This window comes from Myroides guanonis (genome assembly GCF_900114085.1).
GTDB lineage: Bacteria > Bacteroidota > Bacteroidia > Flavobacteriales > Flavobacteriaceae > Flavobacterium > Flavobacterium guanonis.
Genome location: NZ_FORU01000004.1, coordinates 1 through 15445 on the forward strand (window position 1 = coordinate 1; position 15445 = coordinate 15445).

At 32.5% G+C, this 15445-nt stretch carries 14 protein-coding genes; 2 read left to right on the top strand and 12 right to left on the bottom strand.

Annotation, left to right across the window (positions count from 1 at the left end):
* Positions 1-394: 394 nt before the first annotated feature.
* Positions 395-1168 carry a hypothetical protein gene (locus tag BM024_RS04675; RefSeq protein WP_090678302.1) on the bottom strand — a complete coding sequence of 258 codons (774 nt, stop codon included), beginning with the start codon at positions 1166-1168 and terminating at the stop codon, positions 395-397.
* A 218-nt stretch (positions 1169-1386) separates the two neighbouring features.
* Entirely contained in the window at positions 1387-3165 is a 1779-nt protein-coding gene (locus BM024_RS04680) for an aminopeptidase P family protein (protein ID WP_090678303.1), read from the bottom strand.
* A 157-nt stretch (positions 3166-3322) separates the two neighbouring features.
* Here BM024_RS04680 and BM024_RS04685 point away from each other — a divergent pair, with 157 nt between their 5' ends.
* Positions 3323-5521, top strand: a complete 2199-nt coding sequence (locus BM024_RS04685) for a B12-binding domain-containing radical SAM protein (RefSeq protein WP_090678304.1) — start codon at positions 3323-3325, stop codon at positions 5519-5521.
* Between the two features lie 3 nt (positions 5522-5524).
* On the opposite strand, the gene BM024_RS13630 is transcribed toward BM024_RS04685, so the two are convergent.
* The 10 genes from BM024_RS13630 to htpG form a co-directional block, all read right to left on the bottom strand.
* Positions 5525-5845, bottom strand: a complete 321-nt coding sequence (locus tag BM024_RS13630) for a hypothetical protein (RefSeq protein WP_143077718.1) — start codon at positions 5843-5845, stop codon at positions 5525-5527.
* Between the two features lie 46 nt (positions 5846-5891).
* A complete protein-coding gene (locus BM024_RS04690) occupies positions 5892-6308 on the bottom strand; it encodes a DUF3784 domain-containing protein (protein ID WP_090678305.1) in 417 nt (138 codons plus the stop codon).
* Complete coding sequence (locus BM024_RS04695; RefSeq protein WP_090678306.1) at positions 6309-6641, bottom strand: SdpI family protein; 333 nt, start codon at positions 6639-6641, stop codon at positions 6309-6311. It abuts the gene before it with no gap.
* Positions 6642-6648: 7 nt separating this feature from the next.
* The gene (locus BM024_RS04700; RefSeq protein WP_090678307.1) at positions 6649-7566 is read right to left on the bottom strand and encodes an alpha/beta hydrolase; all 918 of its coding nucleotides are present in this window, start codon (positions 7564-7566) and stop codon (positions 6649-6651) included.
* A gap of 35 nt (positions 7567-7601) precedes the next feature.
* On the bottom strand, positions 7602-8183 hold the full coding sequence (locus BM024_RS04705) for a YIP1 family protein (RefSeq protein ID WP_090678308.1): 582 nt from the start codon (positions 8181-8183) through the stop codon (positions 7602-7604).
* A 32-nt stretch (positions 8184-8215) separates the two neighbouring features.
* Positions 8216-8491 carry a DUF2089 domain-containing protein gene (locus tag BM024_RS04710; RefSeq protein ID WP_177190162.1) on the bottom strand — a complete coding sequence of 92 codons (276 nt, stop codon included), beginning with the start codon at positions 8489-8491 and terminating at the stop codon, positions 8216-8218.
* Between the two features lie 161 nt (positions 8492-8652).
* Positions 8653-11247 carry a toxin-antitoxin system YwqK family antitoxin gene (locus BM024_RS04715; protein WP_090678309.1) on the bottom strand — a complete coding sequence of 865 codons (2595 nt, stop codon included), beginning with the start codon at positions 11245-11247 and terminating at the stop codon, positions 8653-8655.
* A gap of 55 nt (positions 11248-11302) precedes the next feature.
* Positions 11303-11578, bottom strand: coding sequence for a DUF2805 domain-containing protein (locus BM024_RS04720; protein WP_090678310.1), 276 nt, complete (start codon positions 11576-11578; stop codon positions 11303-11305).
* Between the two features lie 118 nt (positions 11579-11696).
* Positions 11697-12689 carry an EamA family transporter gene (locus BM024_RS04725; protein WP_090678489.1) on the bottom strand — a complete coding sequence of 331 codons (993 nt, stop codon included), beginning with the start codon at positions 12687-12689 and terminating at the stop codon, positions 11697-11699.
* A gap of 264 nt (positions 12690-12953) precedes the next feature.
* Positions 12954-14810: a molecular chaperone HtpG gene (gene htpG, locus BM024_RS04730; protein WP_090678311.1), complete on the bottom strand. Its 1857-nt coding sequence runs from the start codon at positions 14808-14810 to the stop codon at positions 12954-12956.
* 159 nt (positions 14811-14969) lie between these two features.
* Here htpG and BM024_RS04735 point away from each other — a divergent pair, with 159 nt between their 5' ends.
* Positions 14970-15428 carry a lipocalin family protein gene (locus BM024_RS04735; protein ID WP_090678312.1) on the top strand — a complete coding sequence of 153 codons (459 nt, stop codon included), beginning with the start codon at positions 14970-14972 and terminating at the stop codon, positions 15426-15428.
* Positions 15429-15445: the final 17 nt, after the last annotated feature.

The following is a 15445-nucleotide window of genomic DNA, read 5'->3' on the forward strand; positions in this document are numbered from 1 at the left end:
TAAACCCTGATTCTATCGAATCGGGGTTTTTTGTTTTGGTGCAGCGTGTCGCAAGCTCGATGCGCTGCCTTTTTTGAAGTTCTCCTGAAAAGTGAGGTGGGTTAATTATTTTGTAGTCGTCTGTTAATTAGTCTTTTAGCTTTATATTAGTTTTGCTGACTCCATTACTAATTTAGTAGATTAGACTAAAACTAAACGTTCAACTCTGTTTTTTTGCCCTTTGCTTCTTAGCGTATTAGCATATCTCCGAATTAGCGTATTTACGAATCACCAAATTTTCCTTCTTTGCCCTTTGCATCTTAGCCTCTTTGCATATTCCCGAATTACCAGATTTGTTTCCTAATACAAAAGGCTACCTTTTTGAGATAGCCTTTGTATAAAAGAATGAAGAGTATTATATGTTTTGTGACATTTTAGTGTATTCCGCTATTAGATAGCTTAAGTGTTCCCATTTTATAGAATTGTATGGAAATTTTTGTATAAATTCTTGGTTGTCTCCAAAAAGAAACTCGTAATTATCTTTAAATTCTCCTTTTTTAAGCCAGATTACTTCATCTCCCTTTTTTACGTAATATGATTTCGTTACACCTCCTCCGATTGCAGGACCTACTCCAAAGCTTACAGATGATGTTTCTGATGCTGTTGGATCTGCATATACTTCAATTACACTGCTGAAATTTGGATTGATTAACTGCATCAAAAATTGTTGTTCTTCTTTTTTGTTTTTCAATGAAGCACTAACATTTTTTACATAGACTTGATTTGGACTTACAATTTTGCTAAAACTTCGTCTTCCCCAATTCTTTGAGTTTTCAAAGTAACGTGAATTTTTAGTTGCTTTGGCACTGGCTGAAATCGGTAAATACATTTCTTCTATTTCTTCAGCACTATATTCAGCTTTTTTTCCTGAAGAATCTTTTATTTTTATAGATTCAATTTGTCCTTTTCTTCTTTCTATTCCAGAAACGGGACCTTCAATTTCAGTTCCATCTTTAAGAATAAGAGTGGAATTCTTTTTAGAACTAACTCCAACGAACATCTCATCAAATAGTTCGTTATCCATAATTTTTAACTGTTCTTTTGTAAACTTTACTTTTTGCTGTGCTTGTATTGGAGCACTTGTTAATGTTGCAGCTGCTAAAAAGCTAAAAAGTATTAATTTTTTCATAAAATATAAATTTCGTCTAAAATAACAATTATATGTGATTTATTTATTTTTTGTTACAAATATATTCGTATCCATATACGTGGATTATTGTTGATTTAGATTGATGTTTTTTACTTAGTGATATTTTAGAGTCTAGTCTTTTTTCAGGGTATAAAAAAAGAGTAGAATCATTAATGATTCTACTCTTTGATAATAAACTAGTTTCGTTTATAAATATACTAGATAGCTTTTGTTTTTTCTTTCAACCAAGAAGCCTCTTCTGCGCTTAACTTCGCTTCTAAAGAATCATAAACCCATTGGTTATAATTGTTTAACCAATCAATATGTGTTTTTTCTAACAATGATTTTTCAACTAGGTCTGTAGCTATATAACAGATTGTTATTGTTTCAAATTCCATAAAGTCACCAAATTGGTTAGAGCTTAAGTCTTTTGAAACTACTAGATTTTCAATACGAATACCATATTTTCCTTCTCTATATAGTCCTGGTTCTATTGAACTAATCATTCCTGTTTGTAGAGCGATATCTACATTGCTAGGGTTGATGACATGTGGTCCTTCGTGTACGTTTAAGAAAAAACCTACTCCATGTCCTGTTCCATGTCCATAGTTTCTAAGGGTAGCCCAAATAGGTCTACGTGTGATAGCATCGATTTGATATCCTCTAGTTCCTTTAGTATAGATAGCCATAGAACCTTCTATAGTTCCTTTTAATACAATAGTATAGTCTTCTTTTTCTTCTGCTGTAGGGGTTCCTAAAGTAATTACTCGCGTAATATCTGTAGTTCCTGTTTCATATTGACCTCCTGAATCAACTAGTAATAGCCCTTCTGGTTTTAATGTATAATTGCTTTTTTCTTCTGCTTTGTAATGTGGTAAAGCTCCGTGGTCTTTGTAACCAGCAATTGTATCAAAGCTGATGTCTTTAAAACCTGGCTGTTCTGCTCTTAGTCCACGTAAATGGTCTGCTATACTCATCTCTGATAGAGTTCCACTTGCTACATTTTCTTCAACCCATTTGAAAAACTTAGTCATTGCAACACCATCGTTAATCATGGCTTGTCTTTCGTGTTGAAGTTCAACGTCGTTTTTGATAGCTTTTAATAGGGTAGAAGGATTCATTGCTTCTACAATTTCTACTTCGTTTGGTATGCTGTCATAAATAGCAAAACAAGTACGTTTAGGATCGATTAAGATTCTATCTGAAGCTGTTAAGCTTTTTAGTGTTTTTCTTACGTCTGTATAGTCTTGGATTTCTATTCCAAATCCGTTTAGTTCTTCTACAGTTTTTGATTCTAGCTTAGAAGGATCGATAAACAAAACAGTTTTATCTGTTGCTATGTATAAGAAACCTAAGGTTACAGGATTACAAGGTACATCTGTTCCTCGTATGTTTAATACCCATGCTAAGTCATCTAAAGAAGAAATCAAGTGTGCAGTAACTCTTTTCTCCTTTAATTCACTTCGAACAGCATCTAATTTACTTTGTGTAGATTGACCTGTTGTTGAAATAGGTAATGTGTATGCTGTTGTTTTTGGCAATTCAGGTCTTCCTTTCCAAATAGAAGCTAATAAATCCACATGTCCATTAATTGTAAAGTTCAATGGTTCCAATGTGCTTTTAATTGCATGTGCAACTGCTAACGAAGCTAGGTTACCATCAAAAGCTACTGTTGCTCCATTGTTGAATTTTTCTGATATCCAATTAACATATTCCGCTGCGTGTTGTACTTTTAATTTTACCAACTCAAAACCACTACCTTTTAATTGCTCTGGGCCTTGAACGAAATAGCGTGAATCTGTCCATAGTCCTGCAAAATCTAGCGTTATAACTAGAGTACCGGCAGAACCTGTGAATCCAGACGTCCAAGAGATACATTTGTAATGTTCTGGTAGGTATTCACTGATATGTGGATCTGAAGAAGGAATGATATAAGCATCAATACCTTGCTCTTTCATCAAAGCGCGTATTGCAGATAGTTTTTCTATATGTGTCATGGTATTTTATTTAAAACATAAAGGTACAAAATGAGTTTTGTCTATTAAAGGGATTTTTGTTTATTTTAGGAATTGTCCTAATGGATGTTTTATTAGGAAGCTTTAAGAGAGGATGTAATAGAATTCTCCTACATTTGCAGTACATTAAATAGGTATCTTGAAAACGACGATTACATTAATTACGCCTCCTTTTACTCAGCTAAATACACCTTATCCTGCTACGGCTTATTTGAAAGGTTTTTTTAATACGAAACAAATTTCTTGCTTTCAATCTGATTTGGGAATTGAAGTTATATTGGCGCTTTTTTCTAAAAAGGGATTGACTGAACTTTTTGATTATGTTCATGAACATACCGAGGAAGTTTCTGAGAATACGCATCGTATTTTAGCATTAGAGCAGGAATACATTTCAACTGTTGATCAAGTTATCTCTTTTTTACAAGGTAAAAATCCAACTTTAGCCCACGCTATTGTTCAGGAGGGATTTCTTCCTCAGGCTTCTCGATTTGAGCAATTAGAGGAGTTAGACTGGGCTTTTGGTGCTATGGGAATCCAAGATAAAGCGAAGCATTTGGCAACTTTATATTTAGAGGATTTATCTGATTTGATTACCGAAACCGTGGATTCTCATTTTGGTTTTAGCCGTTATGCGGAGCGCTTGGGTAGGTCCGCTCATTCTTTCGATGAGTTGTATTCTTGTCTTCAAGAACCCGTTACTTATGTTGATACAATTACCTTGTCATTGTTAGAGAATATTATAAAAGAATCTAACCCGAAAATCGTTGGGTTTTCTGTTCCTTTTCCTGGTAATCTATATAGTTCTTTTCGTTGTGCGCAATGGATAAAAGCTAATTACCCTGATATTAAAATTTCTATGGGGGGAGGGTTTCCAAATACAGAACTACGTTCTCTTTCTGATGTTAGAGTTTTTGAATTCTTTGACTTTATAACATTGGATGATGGTGAGGCACCTGTAGAGTGTTTGATTAATTACGTAGAAGGAAAATCTGATATTACGCAATTGAAACGCACCTTATTACTTCAAGATGATAAGGTTGTCTATATAAACAATCCTTTAATTCAAGATTATAAGCAAGCTCAGGTTGGTACTCCTGATTATTCTGATTTGAGATTGAAGGATTATATTTCTGTGATTGAAATTGTCAATCCAATGCATCGTATGTGGAGTGATGGAAGATGGAACAAATTGACTATGGCTCATGGTTGCTATTGGGGTAAATGTACTTTCTGCGATATTTCTTTAGATTATATAAAGATTTATGAGCCTGTTGCTGCCAAACAGATTGTCGATAGAATGGAAACATTGGTTGAACAAACTGGAGAAACTGGTTTTCATTTTGTGGATGAAGCTGCTCCACCTGCTTTGATGAGAGAGGTGGCTTTAGAAATTCTTCGAAGGAAACTAACGGTTTCTTGGTGGACTAATATTCGCTTTGAAAAAAGTTTTACAAAGGACTTGTGTCGATTGTTAAAAGCTTCGGGTTGTATTGCTGTTTCAGGGGGATTAGAGGTTGCTTCTGACCGTTTGTTAAAATTGATAGATAAAGGAGTTACGGTGGCTCAAGTGGCTCGTGTAAATAGGAATTTTACGGAGGCGGGGATATTAGTGCATGCTTATTTGATGTATGGTTTTCCTACTCAAACTGCACAGGAAACTATTGACAGTCTAGAAATGGTTAGGCAGTTGTTTGAGTTAGGAGTTATGCAATCTGGGTTTTGGCATCAATTTGCTATGACAGCACATTCTCCTGTTGGTATGAATCCAACTGACTATAATGTTTCGAAATTGAGTGAAGACATTGGATCGTTTGCAAATAATGACATTGCTCACCGTGAGAATTCAGGTGCTATACATGACAAGTTTTCAATGGGATTGCGCAAGTCACTCTTCAATTATATGCATGGCTTATGTTTTGATTGGTCTTTAAATGATTGGTTTGATTTTAAGGTTCCTAAAACCAGCATAGCTCCGGATTATATCTATAGTGTTTTAGAGGAGGATGCTATTCCTAATTATAAACCGAATCAGAAGATTGTTTGGATAGGAAGCTTACCTCACTTAGAGTTTTATACTAAGACCAAGAAAGGACGTAGTTTTGAAAAGGCAATTGCTGTTTTTTATACTAAGAAAGAAACTATTTCAGTAGAATTTGAGCGTATTGAAGGTGAGTGGTTTTCTGTATTTGTCGAAAAACTTGTTCAAGGCAATTTTAAAACATTGACTTATCAAGAAATGAAAAAGGATTTCGAAGATTTTACACAGGAGGATTTTGAGCCTTTTTGGTATTCTAAACCATGTGGTGTTTTGAGAGATATGGCGTTATTGGTATTGTAATTTTTAGTTTTTTGAGGGTTTGTTTTTAGTGTGTAAGAAAGCTATTGTAAAACCTATGATTCCTATAATAAAACACAGATAGGAAAGTGTCAAATCTGATGTTATCCAATTATTTAAGAATGGGGTTATTACAAGTGTAATAATTCCGAAAAGTGCCATTCTCTTCGAGCTAATCTTAGATTTCTCAATGAATGTTTTTTCGTCTGTTACTTTTTTCTTGCTAAGTATTTCTTTATAATACTTGGGTTTATATTGACATAGTATAACAATTACCAAGCTACTGATGATGAAAACGACACTTAGCATATATCCTTGAATGTTCATTGTGCTTTTATTGTAGAGGTTAGAATCTTGGGTGCTGTTAGTTAAGTTATATGTCTAAATTGATTTTGTCTGGATGATATATAAATAGATATAGCGATAAAAGAATCGTCAAAAGGATTAATATATAAGCTATGTAATTGCTTGTACTTGCTTTTTTATCAATATATTTTAAACTACCAAATACAAGAGTTATCAAAATTCCAATCATGGGTATCATGGATAGGCAGAAGGCAACGATAGTTTTATTTTCAAAGTAATAAGCGATAGAGCTGGTGATTAATGTGATTATTGCTGTTATTCTAATTCCTCTATTGATGTATGGAACTAACTTGTTAATGTCATACTTAGCTTGTTCTTCTTTTGATGCGGTGTTATAACCCGATAAGGTATATTTTGCATTGCTTGGAGTAACAATGAAGCTAATTCCAAAGAGTATTAGAAATAGGATTATTATTGATGTCATTTATTGTTCTTTTTCTTTTTCTTTTTTGTTTAATGCTATTTCTGTTGCTACTATTATTAGTAAGGTTCCAACACCGATACCGATACCGTATAGGGTTGAGATAAGTTTAGTATTTATTTCAAATAGGGGAGCGATAATTAAGAGTATCAGTAATATAACTCCTAAAATAAGTATTCTTTTTCCACTGTATATTTGAGCATAATGCCAATTAGATTGGTTTTTCATACTCATATAGGTTCGATATCCTAAAATATGATTGGTGTTGTTTTTACATAATAGTACTACAACACCAATAGCAATAAAAAAGATAGAAATAATCATTTCTTCTGACATTTCTAATTTACTTGATAAAGTTTAGGATTGTTGGAACTAGTTCTGTGTGAATAGGTAATGTCCCATTGTTATAAGATTTCATATTGTCTTCGTCTTTTTCAATATTTTTAAAAACGTGATTCATACCGGCAAGGGTTACAATTGTAGATTGTGGATTTGCTTGATGTAATAATTTTCCTTGTTCTAAATCTACTTGTAAGTCTTTATCTCCTTGAATGATTAGAATTGGTTTATTAAGTTTCTTTATTTCTATCGCAGGGTCAAATTTTATCCATGAAATAAGGTATGGTTGTACACTTGGTCTGAATAGGCTTTGTAGCATTGGGATTACATTGTCTACAGTATTTCCTTTTTTTAATTCGCTTAGAATTTCATCAGATTGTTTTTGTAAAAAAGGCGCGTTTTTAGCAATTTGTTTACTTAGTGTTTTGTCGATAGTTTCTCCAGGTCCTGAAATAGATATGTATTTTGTTACACTAGGGTCATTTGCGGCTAATAGTGCAACTAAGGCACCTTCACTATGTCCGATTAATGTTATTGAGGAGAATCGCTTTTTTAATGTATTGATAATTAGATTTAGGTCATTTACATTGTCTTCAAAAACACCTTCGTTTTCTGGGGCATCTTTCTTTTTGCTTAATGCGACAGCTCTTTTATCATATGTAAAAATGTTTTGTTTGTTTTGTGATAGCCCTTCTGCTAATAATTTATAGGCATTCGTAGTCATAATCGGAAGAGCGTTTCCATTGCGATCTGTGGGACCGGATCCTGCAATAAATATTGATACAGATTTATTTTGTGAGTCTCCAATATACAGGTCGCCTTGAATATCGGAGTCTATGTCAATAATTTCTTTTTTGAAGTTTTGGCTATACCCCAAAACAGTTGAAAGGATTAGAGTAAAAAGATATATAAGTAGTCTCATTGTATTTATTGTTTTAAGGTTGTTATAGAGGTTTGCTAGTATAAAAATACAAGCGCTTTTGAAATAATTTCTGCTAAAATAACAATTGGAATAAGTAATAGACTATGTGATAGTTTTCTAGCATTTGTAGCCGTCTTGAATCCTTTGTATAGCAATATACAAAATAGCACTAATGCCGCAAGAATATAGATGGATTCTAGGATTAGTACAATAAGGTTAATAGCTGGCAAATCGAACATAGCTGTAGGGGTGCTTAAGTTTTCTATTAAGTGTTTTCCTGTTGTTAGACTGATGTCATTAATATTAAATATAGCACCAAAGTAAATAGGGATTCTACATATTAATGCGATGGCTAAAATATCTATCCATCTAGTTTTATGGTTGACAAAATAAGCTAAACCAAATAAACATGCTCCTAAACATAACGTATTAACTATGTTATCAAGTAAAGGTTGATGGATAAGAACATTAGCAGTGTGGTGCATGTCAATTACTCCATCAAAACGAGTGTTGGTGTAATATGCTATGAAGGAAAATATAAGTAAGAATAGAGTTCCTATTGTTAGTAACTGTTTTTCTTGAAGTGTTTCAAACGGTTGTTTTAGTTTCTTTTTCATGAGTTTGGTTTTATAGTTTTTTTGGTTGCTAATTATTCGCTTTGTAGTTTTTTTATGTTTTCTATTATGTCATCGAGTTTGTTTCGAACTGTAGGATAACTGATATTCATTTGCTGTGCCATTTGTTTTAAACTCCCACTATAAAGAAAGAATTGCAAAATGAAATCTTGTTCTTCTTGGGTTAGTTTTAGTAGCATAGGTAATTCAAAAGTACCTGAAACTGCTGTGTTGCAATTTTCACAACTCAGCTTAGTTACTTTTAAATCTGTTTCGCAACTTGGACAATGAATAGGTAGTTTATATTTCATTTTGATAAATAATGTTAATGCTAATTTAAATAAAATTAAATACAAATGCAATTAAGTTTAATTATGTTTTATATGAATTAGTATATTCTTGTCTTATGATATTAAAAAAGGGTTGTACTTACAGTCAAGTACAACCCTTTTTAGATATGGTTAAAATGTATTTAGTATCTCCAACTATTATTTTTATCATTCTCTGGATACAGTTGATCTGGAGTGAATGGAGTGAATAATGGAGTTTTCATTGTAGGGTTTTTTGCACTTTTTATTTCGTATTCCATCAATAATTCATCTGACTCATTAAACAATTGATATTGTGTTTTATTCTTTTTCTTGTTTAGTGTATAATAGGAAGCTTCGTTTGTTTCTTCGGTATTATATAAATAGTTATTGAATTGAATTGCAATAGCGCCCGATTCTAGTATACCGTTGTTAACTTTTGCTTGTCTTTGAAGTTTACCATTTTCATAATAAGAAACAGTACCATGTAAATTAGTATCTTCATACATTTCATAGGAATAAACAAGGGAGCCGTCTGCATCGTCAAAAACTTGAATTGAAGAGGTTTTTGATTTTTCGTTTTCTTTTGTTTTTTTGTATAATAGCACACCTTCAATATTTACATCGGTTACACTCACTAATGTACCTTCTTTATAGGTTTGTGTTAATATTGATGTGTAAAGGTTTGTAATGCGCGTTCCTTCAAAAGGTTCTCCGTTTTGAAATATTAATCTAGATAGTTCATCGCCATTTTCATCAAAGAAAATAGCTTCTCCATGATAGATGTCATTTTCATATGGAATTCTAGAAGTGACTCTTCGTTCTTCGTAGGTCTCTTCAAACACCTTATTTCCCAAATGATATACAGTTCTTCCAGTGATAGTGGTAGGATCGTATTTTGAAAAAGTAATTTCTTCTCCTTCTTTTAAACCGTTTTCATAATTAGTAACAACAATTGAATAATCATCATCTTCGTAGACAGTTCCTTCTATAGGTGCTCCATTTTTGTATTTGACGGTTGAGATTAATTCCCCTTTAGAATAAAACTTACCTTCTTTTAAGAAATCGATTTCAGATTGTAGATATGTTTTAGGTGCTTCTAATGAATTTAAAGAGAAATCTAGATAATCTTGTGTGTATTTCTTTTCGTATAGTTTCGTACCGTTATTGTATTTTACTATGCTTTGCAATATATCATTGTCAAAGAAAGTCAAAAGAGTTCCATCTGTATTCTTATGGTCAAATGCACCAATTAATTTACCATCACTATCGTAGAATTTGGAAAACAGTTGTTCGTAATTTCTATAGGTTTCTTCTTTAGAAATTTCCCCATTGTTATGATAAGTTATCTGTTTGACTAATTCTCCGTTTTCATAGAAAGATTCCGTTTTTAAAACTTTCTTTCCATTAGAAATGGTGTAATTAATACTGTGTTTCAAAAGACCTTTTTCATAGGTCGCTTCATCCGTTATAAGGTCATCTACCATTGTAAATGATTTACCGTTTAATGGACTCCAGTATCCGTCTTCTTTTGTATAAGTAAGTGTACCTAAGACTTTGCCATTTTTATCGTAATAGGTGCTTTTTAAGTCTTTTTTGGTTTCAAAAACTTTTCCGTTTTTGTAAGAAGTGGTTTCTTCTACCAATTCTCCTGCTTTGTATTCTGAGGTTGTATTATATAAAAAAACAGTTCCTTCCCATGGTGTATAGCCATCTTCCGCATATTCTATTTTAGCTTTTAATGAACCATCGGGATTCCAATACTCTATTTTTGAATTAGAAAAACCATCTTCTCTATAGGTTATAGTTTGATTTAGTATTCCATTTTCATCAAAATGTCTTATAAAGACTGCGGTATTGTCTACATAGGTTATAATTTGACTTATGTTATCTTGTTTTCCTTCTTGGTAGTTGAATTCTATATGGGTACCTTCATACGTCGGGCTTTCATACTCATATCCAGCATCATTTCTGAATTCCCCAATAACTTCACCGTTTTTGTTGAAATAGGTATAGTCTTTAAATAATCCGTCTGTTTTTGTTTTTATTTTTTCTTTTCCATCACTGTAGAAAGAGGTTGATTCAATTTCTAAAGAATCTTTATAAACCTGAATAGAAGCTACTGAAAGTGGCTTGTGGCTAAAAGTATATTTTACTCCTTCAATTGGTGCAAATTGGTCATAGGTTAGACTAGCTATTAAATTGCCGTTTGCATCAAATACTTCTTCTAATTGTAAAGCATTGTCTTTGAAGGTTACAACTTGTTGGTATGAGTTGTTTAACTTTGAAAAGAGCGTCGCTTTTAGAAATTGACCATCTTTTGCTTCCAATTTACTATAACAATCATAGTACTCGTTTACAAGAAAACCATCATATAGTGCTCCTTCTCTAAATTCACCCACATATTCTGTTCCATCTAAAAGTTTACTGATTACTTTACCAGTTGGAACTCCATTTTCTGCGTTTAGCAGAATCATTTCTTTTCCTCCTTCTTGATAGTATATTACTTGCCCTTCATACTTAGGACTATTCGGATCGTCTGTTTTCGTGTTTCCTTTAGAGATTAAAACATTCTCTAGACTGTAAGATTCAACTTGGAATTTGTCTTTGGAAATGGGTTTGATGAATCGATATCCAGTAGCGTTTTCTTTTATTGTTTTTTGGTCTAAATAGTCATGCCAAATAGTATCCTTTTGAACTTGTGCATAGCCTAGTGTTCCACTCAATAGTGCAATGGAGAATAGAAAGTTGTTTTTCATGTTGTTAAGTTGGGTTGAAAAAAAAATCTTCAGTATTAAACTGAAGATTTATGTTCTAATCGAATTTATTTTTAAAATAGTATTTATCGTCTAAGTCTTCTAAATCATCATCCCTAAACTTTTGGGGTTTTGGTTTTTTTGATAATACTCTTTTTTTCCAAGATTCAAATTCTTCTGTGGAAAATTTCTCTTTCATAATCTTGGTCACTTCCATTTCTCCTAGACCAAACTCATTTTTAATGGCTTCAAAAGGTTTTTTCTCTTCTTTAGCCATCGCTATTATACGCTCCTTAGTTTCGTAATTTAACTCGGTGTTGTTTCCTTTTTTCATCAGATGAAAAGTTAATCAATTTTTTTAAGTAATTAATGTTATGTCAATATTAGTAAAAATATAGATATTACAAAATAGTTTTGAAAAAAAAATAATGCTAATCAGGAAGGTTGAAGTTTTAAGTGTGTAAGGTGTTGTTTATTAGGTTTTTACTTGTTTTTTTGAACAGTAAAGTACTATTTATTAAGACAATTGCTCCTAGTATTAATATGATTCCTACCCATTGTAGCGCAATTACTTGCTCATTTAGCAATAAATAGGCTACTGAAACTGAAACAGGAAGCTCAATGGAAGCTATTATACTGCCTAGTCCAATTCCTGTATATGGAAATCCCATATTTAATAAGATAGGGGGAATAATGGTTCCAAATAGTGCAAGTATTAGTCCCCACTGGTACATTATACTAAAGTCAAAGTCTCTAATTCCTTTAGTATTATCTGAAAATGATTGAAGGATTTTCATAAAGAATTCGGAGTTGTTTGGTCCCACTTGTGTAACTATTGTAAATGTTCCTACTATGATTGTTGCTCCCACAAGCATGTATAAACTCCTTCTCAACGCTGGTAAATGGGTTGCAACTGAATTTGAAGTAAACATAGTACCCGCAAATGAACAGGATGCTAGAAAACCAAAAATAATTCCCCTTGGGTCTAGTTTGATTTCAGCTCCTATTATATTGGTTGCTAAAACTGTTCCTACGAGTATTAGAATAACAGCTACAATTTTTGAAAGATTGGGGATTTTTCTTGTTGTTATGCTTTCTATTACAACACCTATCCATACGGATTGCATCAGTAAGACTACAGCTATGGAGGCATCTATAAAACTTACTGAGAGATAATAAAGTACAGAGGTGAATCCCATTGATGTGCCGGCAATTATCAGGTTTCTTATATCTCGCTTATTTTCTTTTAAATCTGTTGTTTTCTTCTTTTTAAATAGGTTTAAAAGAGCTATTCCTAATAGTCCTAATATAACTTGCGAGAAAGTTACTTCAGCAGTTGTATATCCTGCTGCGTATGCTAGTTTTACGAAGGAGGCTAACATTCCAAAACTAGATGCTCCGCAAGCTACCAAGAATGTGCCTTTTAATATATCGTTTCCTTTCATGTTTTTCTTCATTTCAATTTAAACAAAGATAATACTATAATCTAGGGGGGTGTTAGTTTGATTATTTGTAAGTGTGTAAATTTGTGAATGCGATAATTAGAGGAATTTATAAATAGGCAAATAAGCTAAGGAGTAAAGAGGGTAAGAAGCTAAGGAGGGGAAGATGGGATAAATATTAAGCGTTAATCGTTGAAGGGCTTTAACACAAAAAAGGCTATCTCAAAGAAATGAGACAGCCTTTATGACTTGTTTTAAATAATTTAATTATTTTAATTGACTAAAGTTTCTTTTCACGAAAGCAGTCAATTCTTCTCCTTTAAGTAGTCCTTGAGCTAATTTAGCTAAGTCCATAGCTTGTTTTATGTTTGATTCTTGAGCTTCTTTATCAGAGTTGTTCAAAATCTTAGATGCTAGTTCATGGTTAGTATTTACTACCAAGTTATACATTTCTGGCATATTGCCCATTCCGAACATTCCACCTCCACCTGAAGCACTCATCTCTTTCATTCTTCTCATGAATTCTGGTTGAGTGATTACGAATGGTTCATCTGTACTATCCATTGCTTCTAATTGAACAGTATACTTACCTTTAGGTACGTTTAATTCAATTATCTCTTGTAGATTTTTTTGTTCATCTTCCGAAAGCTTTGAAATTGTGTTTTCTTCTTTCTTAATCAAATTACTAACGTGATCAGCATCAACACGTGCAAAGCTAATTTTTTCATTATCAGCTTCTAGTTTTTGAATCAAGTGAGATACAATTGGTGAATCTAATAATAGTACTTGATAGCCTTTTTCTTGTGCACTTGCAATATAACTGTGTTGGGTATCTTTATTTGAAGCATATAATATCACTAAGTTACCATCCTTATCGGTTTGGTTCTCTTTTATTGCTTCCTTAAGTTCTTCAAAAGTATAGTATTTACCATCTACAGTTGGATATAATGCAAAAGCACCTGATTTCTCATAAAACTTTGGTTCTGAAAGCATACCGTATTCTAAAACGATTTTAATGTCGTTCCATTTAGATTCAAAGTCAGCTCTGTTTTCATTGAACAAAGATTTCATTTTATCAGCTACTTTACGCGTGATGTAATTAGATATTTTCTTAACGTTTCCATCAGCTTGTAAGTAAGATCTTGATACGTTTAAAGGAATGTCTGGAGAATCAATAACACCTTTTAACATAGTCAAGAATTCTGGTACAATTCCTTCTACATTGTCTGTTACATAAACCTGATTTTGATAAAGCTGAATTTTATCCTTTTGCATTTGCAAGTCCGCACTCAATTTTGGAAAATATAATATCCCAGTTAGGTTGAATGGATAGTCAACATTTAAATGTATGTTGAATAATGGCTCTTCAAATTGCATTGGATATAATTCTCTGTAGAAGTTTGTATAATCTTCTTCTTTTAATTCAGAGGGTTGTTTTGTCCAAGCTGGATTTGGGTTATTGATGATAGTATCAACTTCTACTGCATCGTCACCTTCTCCTTCTGTATGTGTTCCAAATTTAATTGAAACAGGCATGAACTTATTGTATTTTACTAAAAGTCCTCGTATTTTACCTTCTTCTAAAAATTCTAAAGAGTCTTCAGCGATGTGTAGGATTATCTCTGTACCTCTATCGGTTTTGTCACTCTCAGTTAAAGTGTATTCTGGACTACCATCACATGTCCAATGAGCTGCTGGTTCATTTTTATACGATTTGGTGATAATTTCTACTTTTTCGGCAACCATAAAAGCAGAATAAAAACCTAAACCAAAATGTCCAATGATTCCAGCGTCTTTCGCCGAATCTTTGTATTTTTCTAAGAATTCTTCAGCACCAGAGAAAGCAACTTGGTTTATGTACTTTTCAACTTCTTCTTTAGTCATTCCAAGACCTTGGTCTATGATGTGAATTTTCTTGTTTTCTTTATCAATCTTAACCTCAATAACTGGATTTCCATACTCTACATTCGCTTCTCCAATACTCGTTAAGTGTTTGAGTTTTAGTGTAGCATCAGTTGCATTAGAAATAAGTTCACGCAAGAATATTTCATGGTCACTGTATAGAAACTTTTTTATCAAAGGAAAGATATTTTCTACTGTAACATTAATTTTACCTGATGTCATAATTATTTGTATTATTTTGATTAATTTTACTTTGATTATGCATGATTCAAAATAGATACCAAATCAAATTTTATGACAAGATGTCATAAAAGTGAAATTAGGTTTGAATTATTTCGGAAAAATAGGCATGCGTTTTGATTAAGTTAAAAAAAGAAAATTATGAAAAAAGTACTTACAATTGGCCTTATGGCCCTTTTTGTGGTTTCATGTAAACCTACAATGGATAGTAAATCACAAGTTGGTTTGAAAGGGAACTGGACACTAACTAAGGTAGATCATATCGGTGGTGATTTTGTAAAGGTGAATTCTTTTGATATTGCAGATGCAAAATGTTTTGTAGGAAGTCAGTGGAAATTTGTTTCAAACAATAATTCAGGGGTTATTACTATGAATGGTGGAGGAGATTGCCCTACGTTTGAAAACAATATAAAATGGACCATTTCACCATCAGGAGATTTTAATTTTAAATTTATTGATGAAGGTGTTAAGGCAAAACACGTTTCAACCGGTTATTCTATGAAAGTAAGAAATCAATCAGAAACGTCTTTTCAATTGGTAGACAAGGTATATTCAGGAGGACAATCTTACGATATAACTTATCAATTTAGTAGAAACTAAGAATACATATAAAAAAC

What these genes read in the sequence shown, in the direction of transcription:
- BM024_RS04735 (WP_090678312.1), top strand. Translation starts at nt 14,970, where the DNA reads ATGAAAAAAGTACTTACAATTGGCCTTATGGCCCTTTTTGTGGTTTCA.
- BM024_RS04715 (WP_090678309.1), bottom strand. Translation starts at nt 11,247, where the DNA reads ATGAAAAACAACTTTCTATTCTCCATTGCACTATTGAGTGGAACACTA.
- BM024_RS04725 (WP_090678489.1), bottom strand. Translation starts at nt 12,689, where the DNA reads ATGAAAGGAAACGATATATTAAAAGGCACATTCTTGGTAGCTTGCGGA.
- BM024_RS04695 (WP_090678306.1), bottom strand. Translation starts at nt 6,641, where the DNA reads ATGTCAGAAGAAATGATTATTTCTATCTTTTTTATTGCTATTGGTGTT.
- BM024_RS04710 (WP_177190162.1), bottom strand. Translation starts at nt 8,491, where the DNA reads ATGAAATATAAACTACCTATTCATTGTCCAAGTTGCGAAACAGATTTA.
- BM024_RS04700 (WP_090678307.1), bottom strand. Translation starts at nt 7,566, where the DNA reads ATGAGACTACTTATATATCTTTTTACTCTAATCCTTTCAACTGTTTTG.
- BM024_RS04680 (WP_090678303.1), bottom strand. Translation starts at nt 3,165, where the DNA reads ATGACACATATAGAAAAACTATCTGCAATACGCGCTTTGATGAAAGAG.
- htpG (WP_090678311.1), bottom strand. Translation starts at nt 14,810, where the DNA reads ATGACATCAGGTAAAATTAATGTTACAGTAGAAAATATCTTTCCTTTG.
- BM024_RS04675 (WP_090678302.1), bottom strand. Translation starts at nt 1,168, where the DNA reads ATGAAAAAATTAATACTTTTTAGCTTTTTAGCAGCTGCAACATTAACA.
- BM024_RS04705 (WP_090678308.1), bottom strand. Translation starts at nt 8,183, where the DNA reads ATGAAAAAGAAACTAAAACAACCGTTTGAAACACTTCAAGAAAAACAG.
- BM024_RS04690 (WP_090678305.1), bottom strand. Translation starts at nt 6,308, where the DNA reads ATGACATCAATAATAATCCTATTTCTAATACTCTTTGGAATTAGCTTC.
- BM024_RS13630 (WP_143077718.1), bottom strand. Translation starts at nt 5,845, where the DNA reads ATGAACATTCAAGGATATATGCTAAGTGTCGTTTTCATCATCAGTAGC.
- BM024_RS04720 (WP_090678310.1), bottom strand. Translation starts at nt 11,578, where the DNA reads ATGAAAAAAGGAAACAACACCGAGTTAAATTACGAAACTAAGGAGCGT.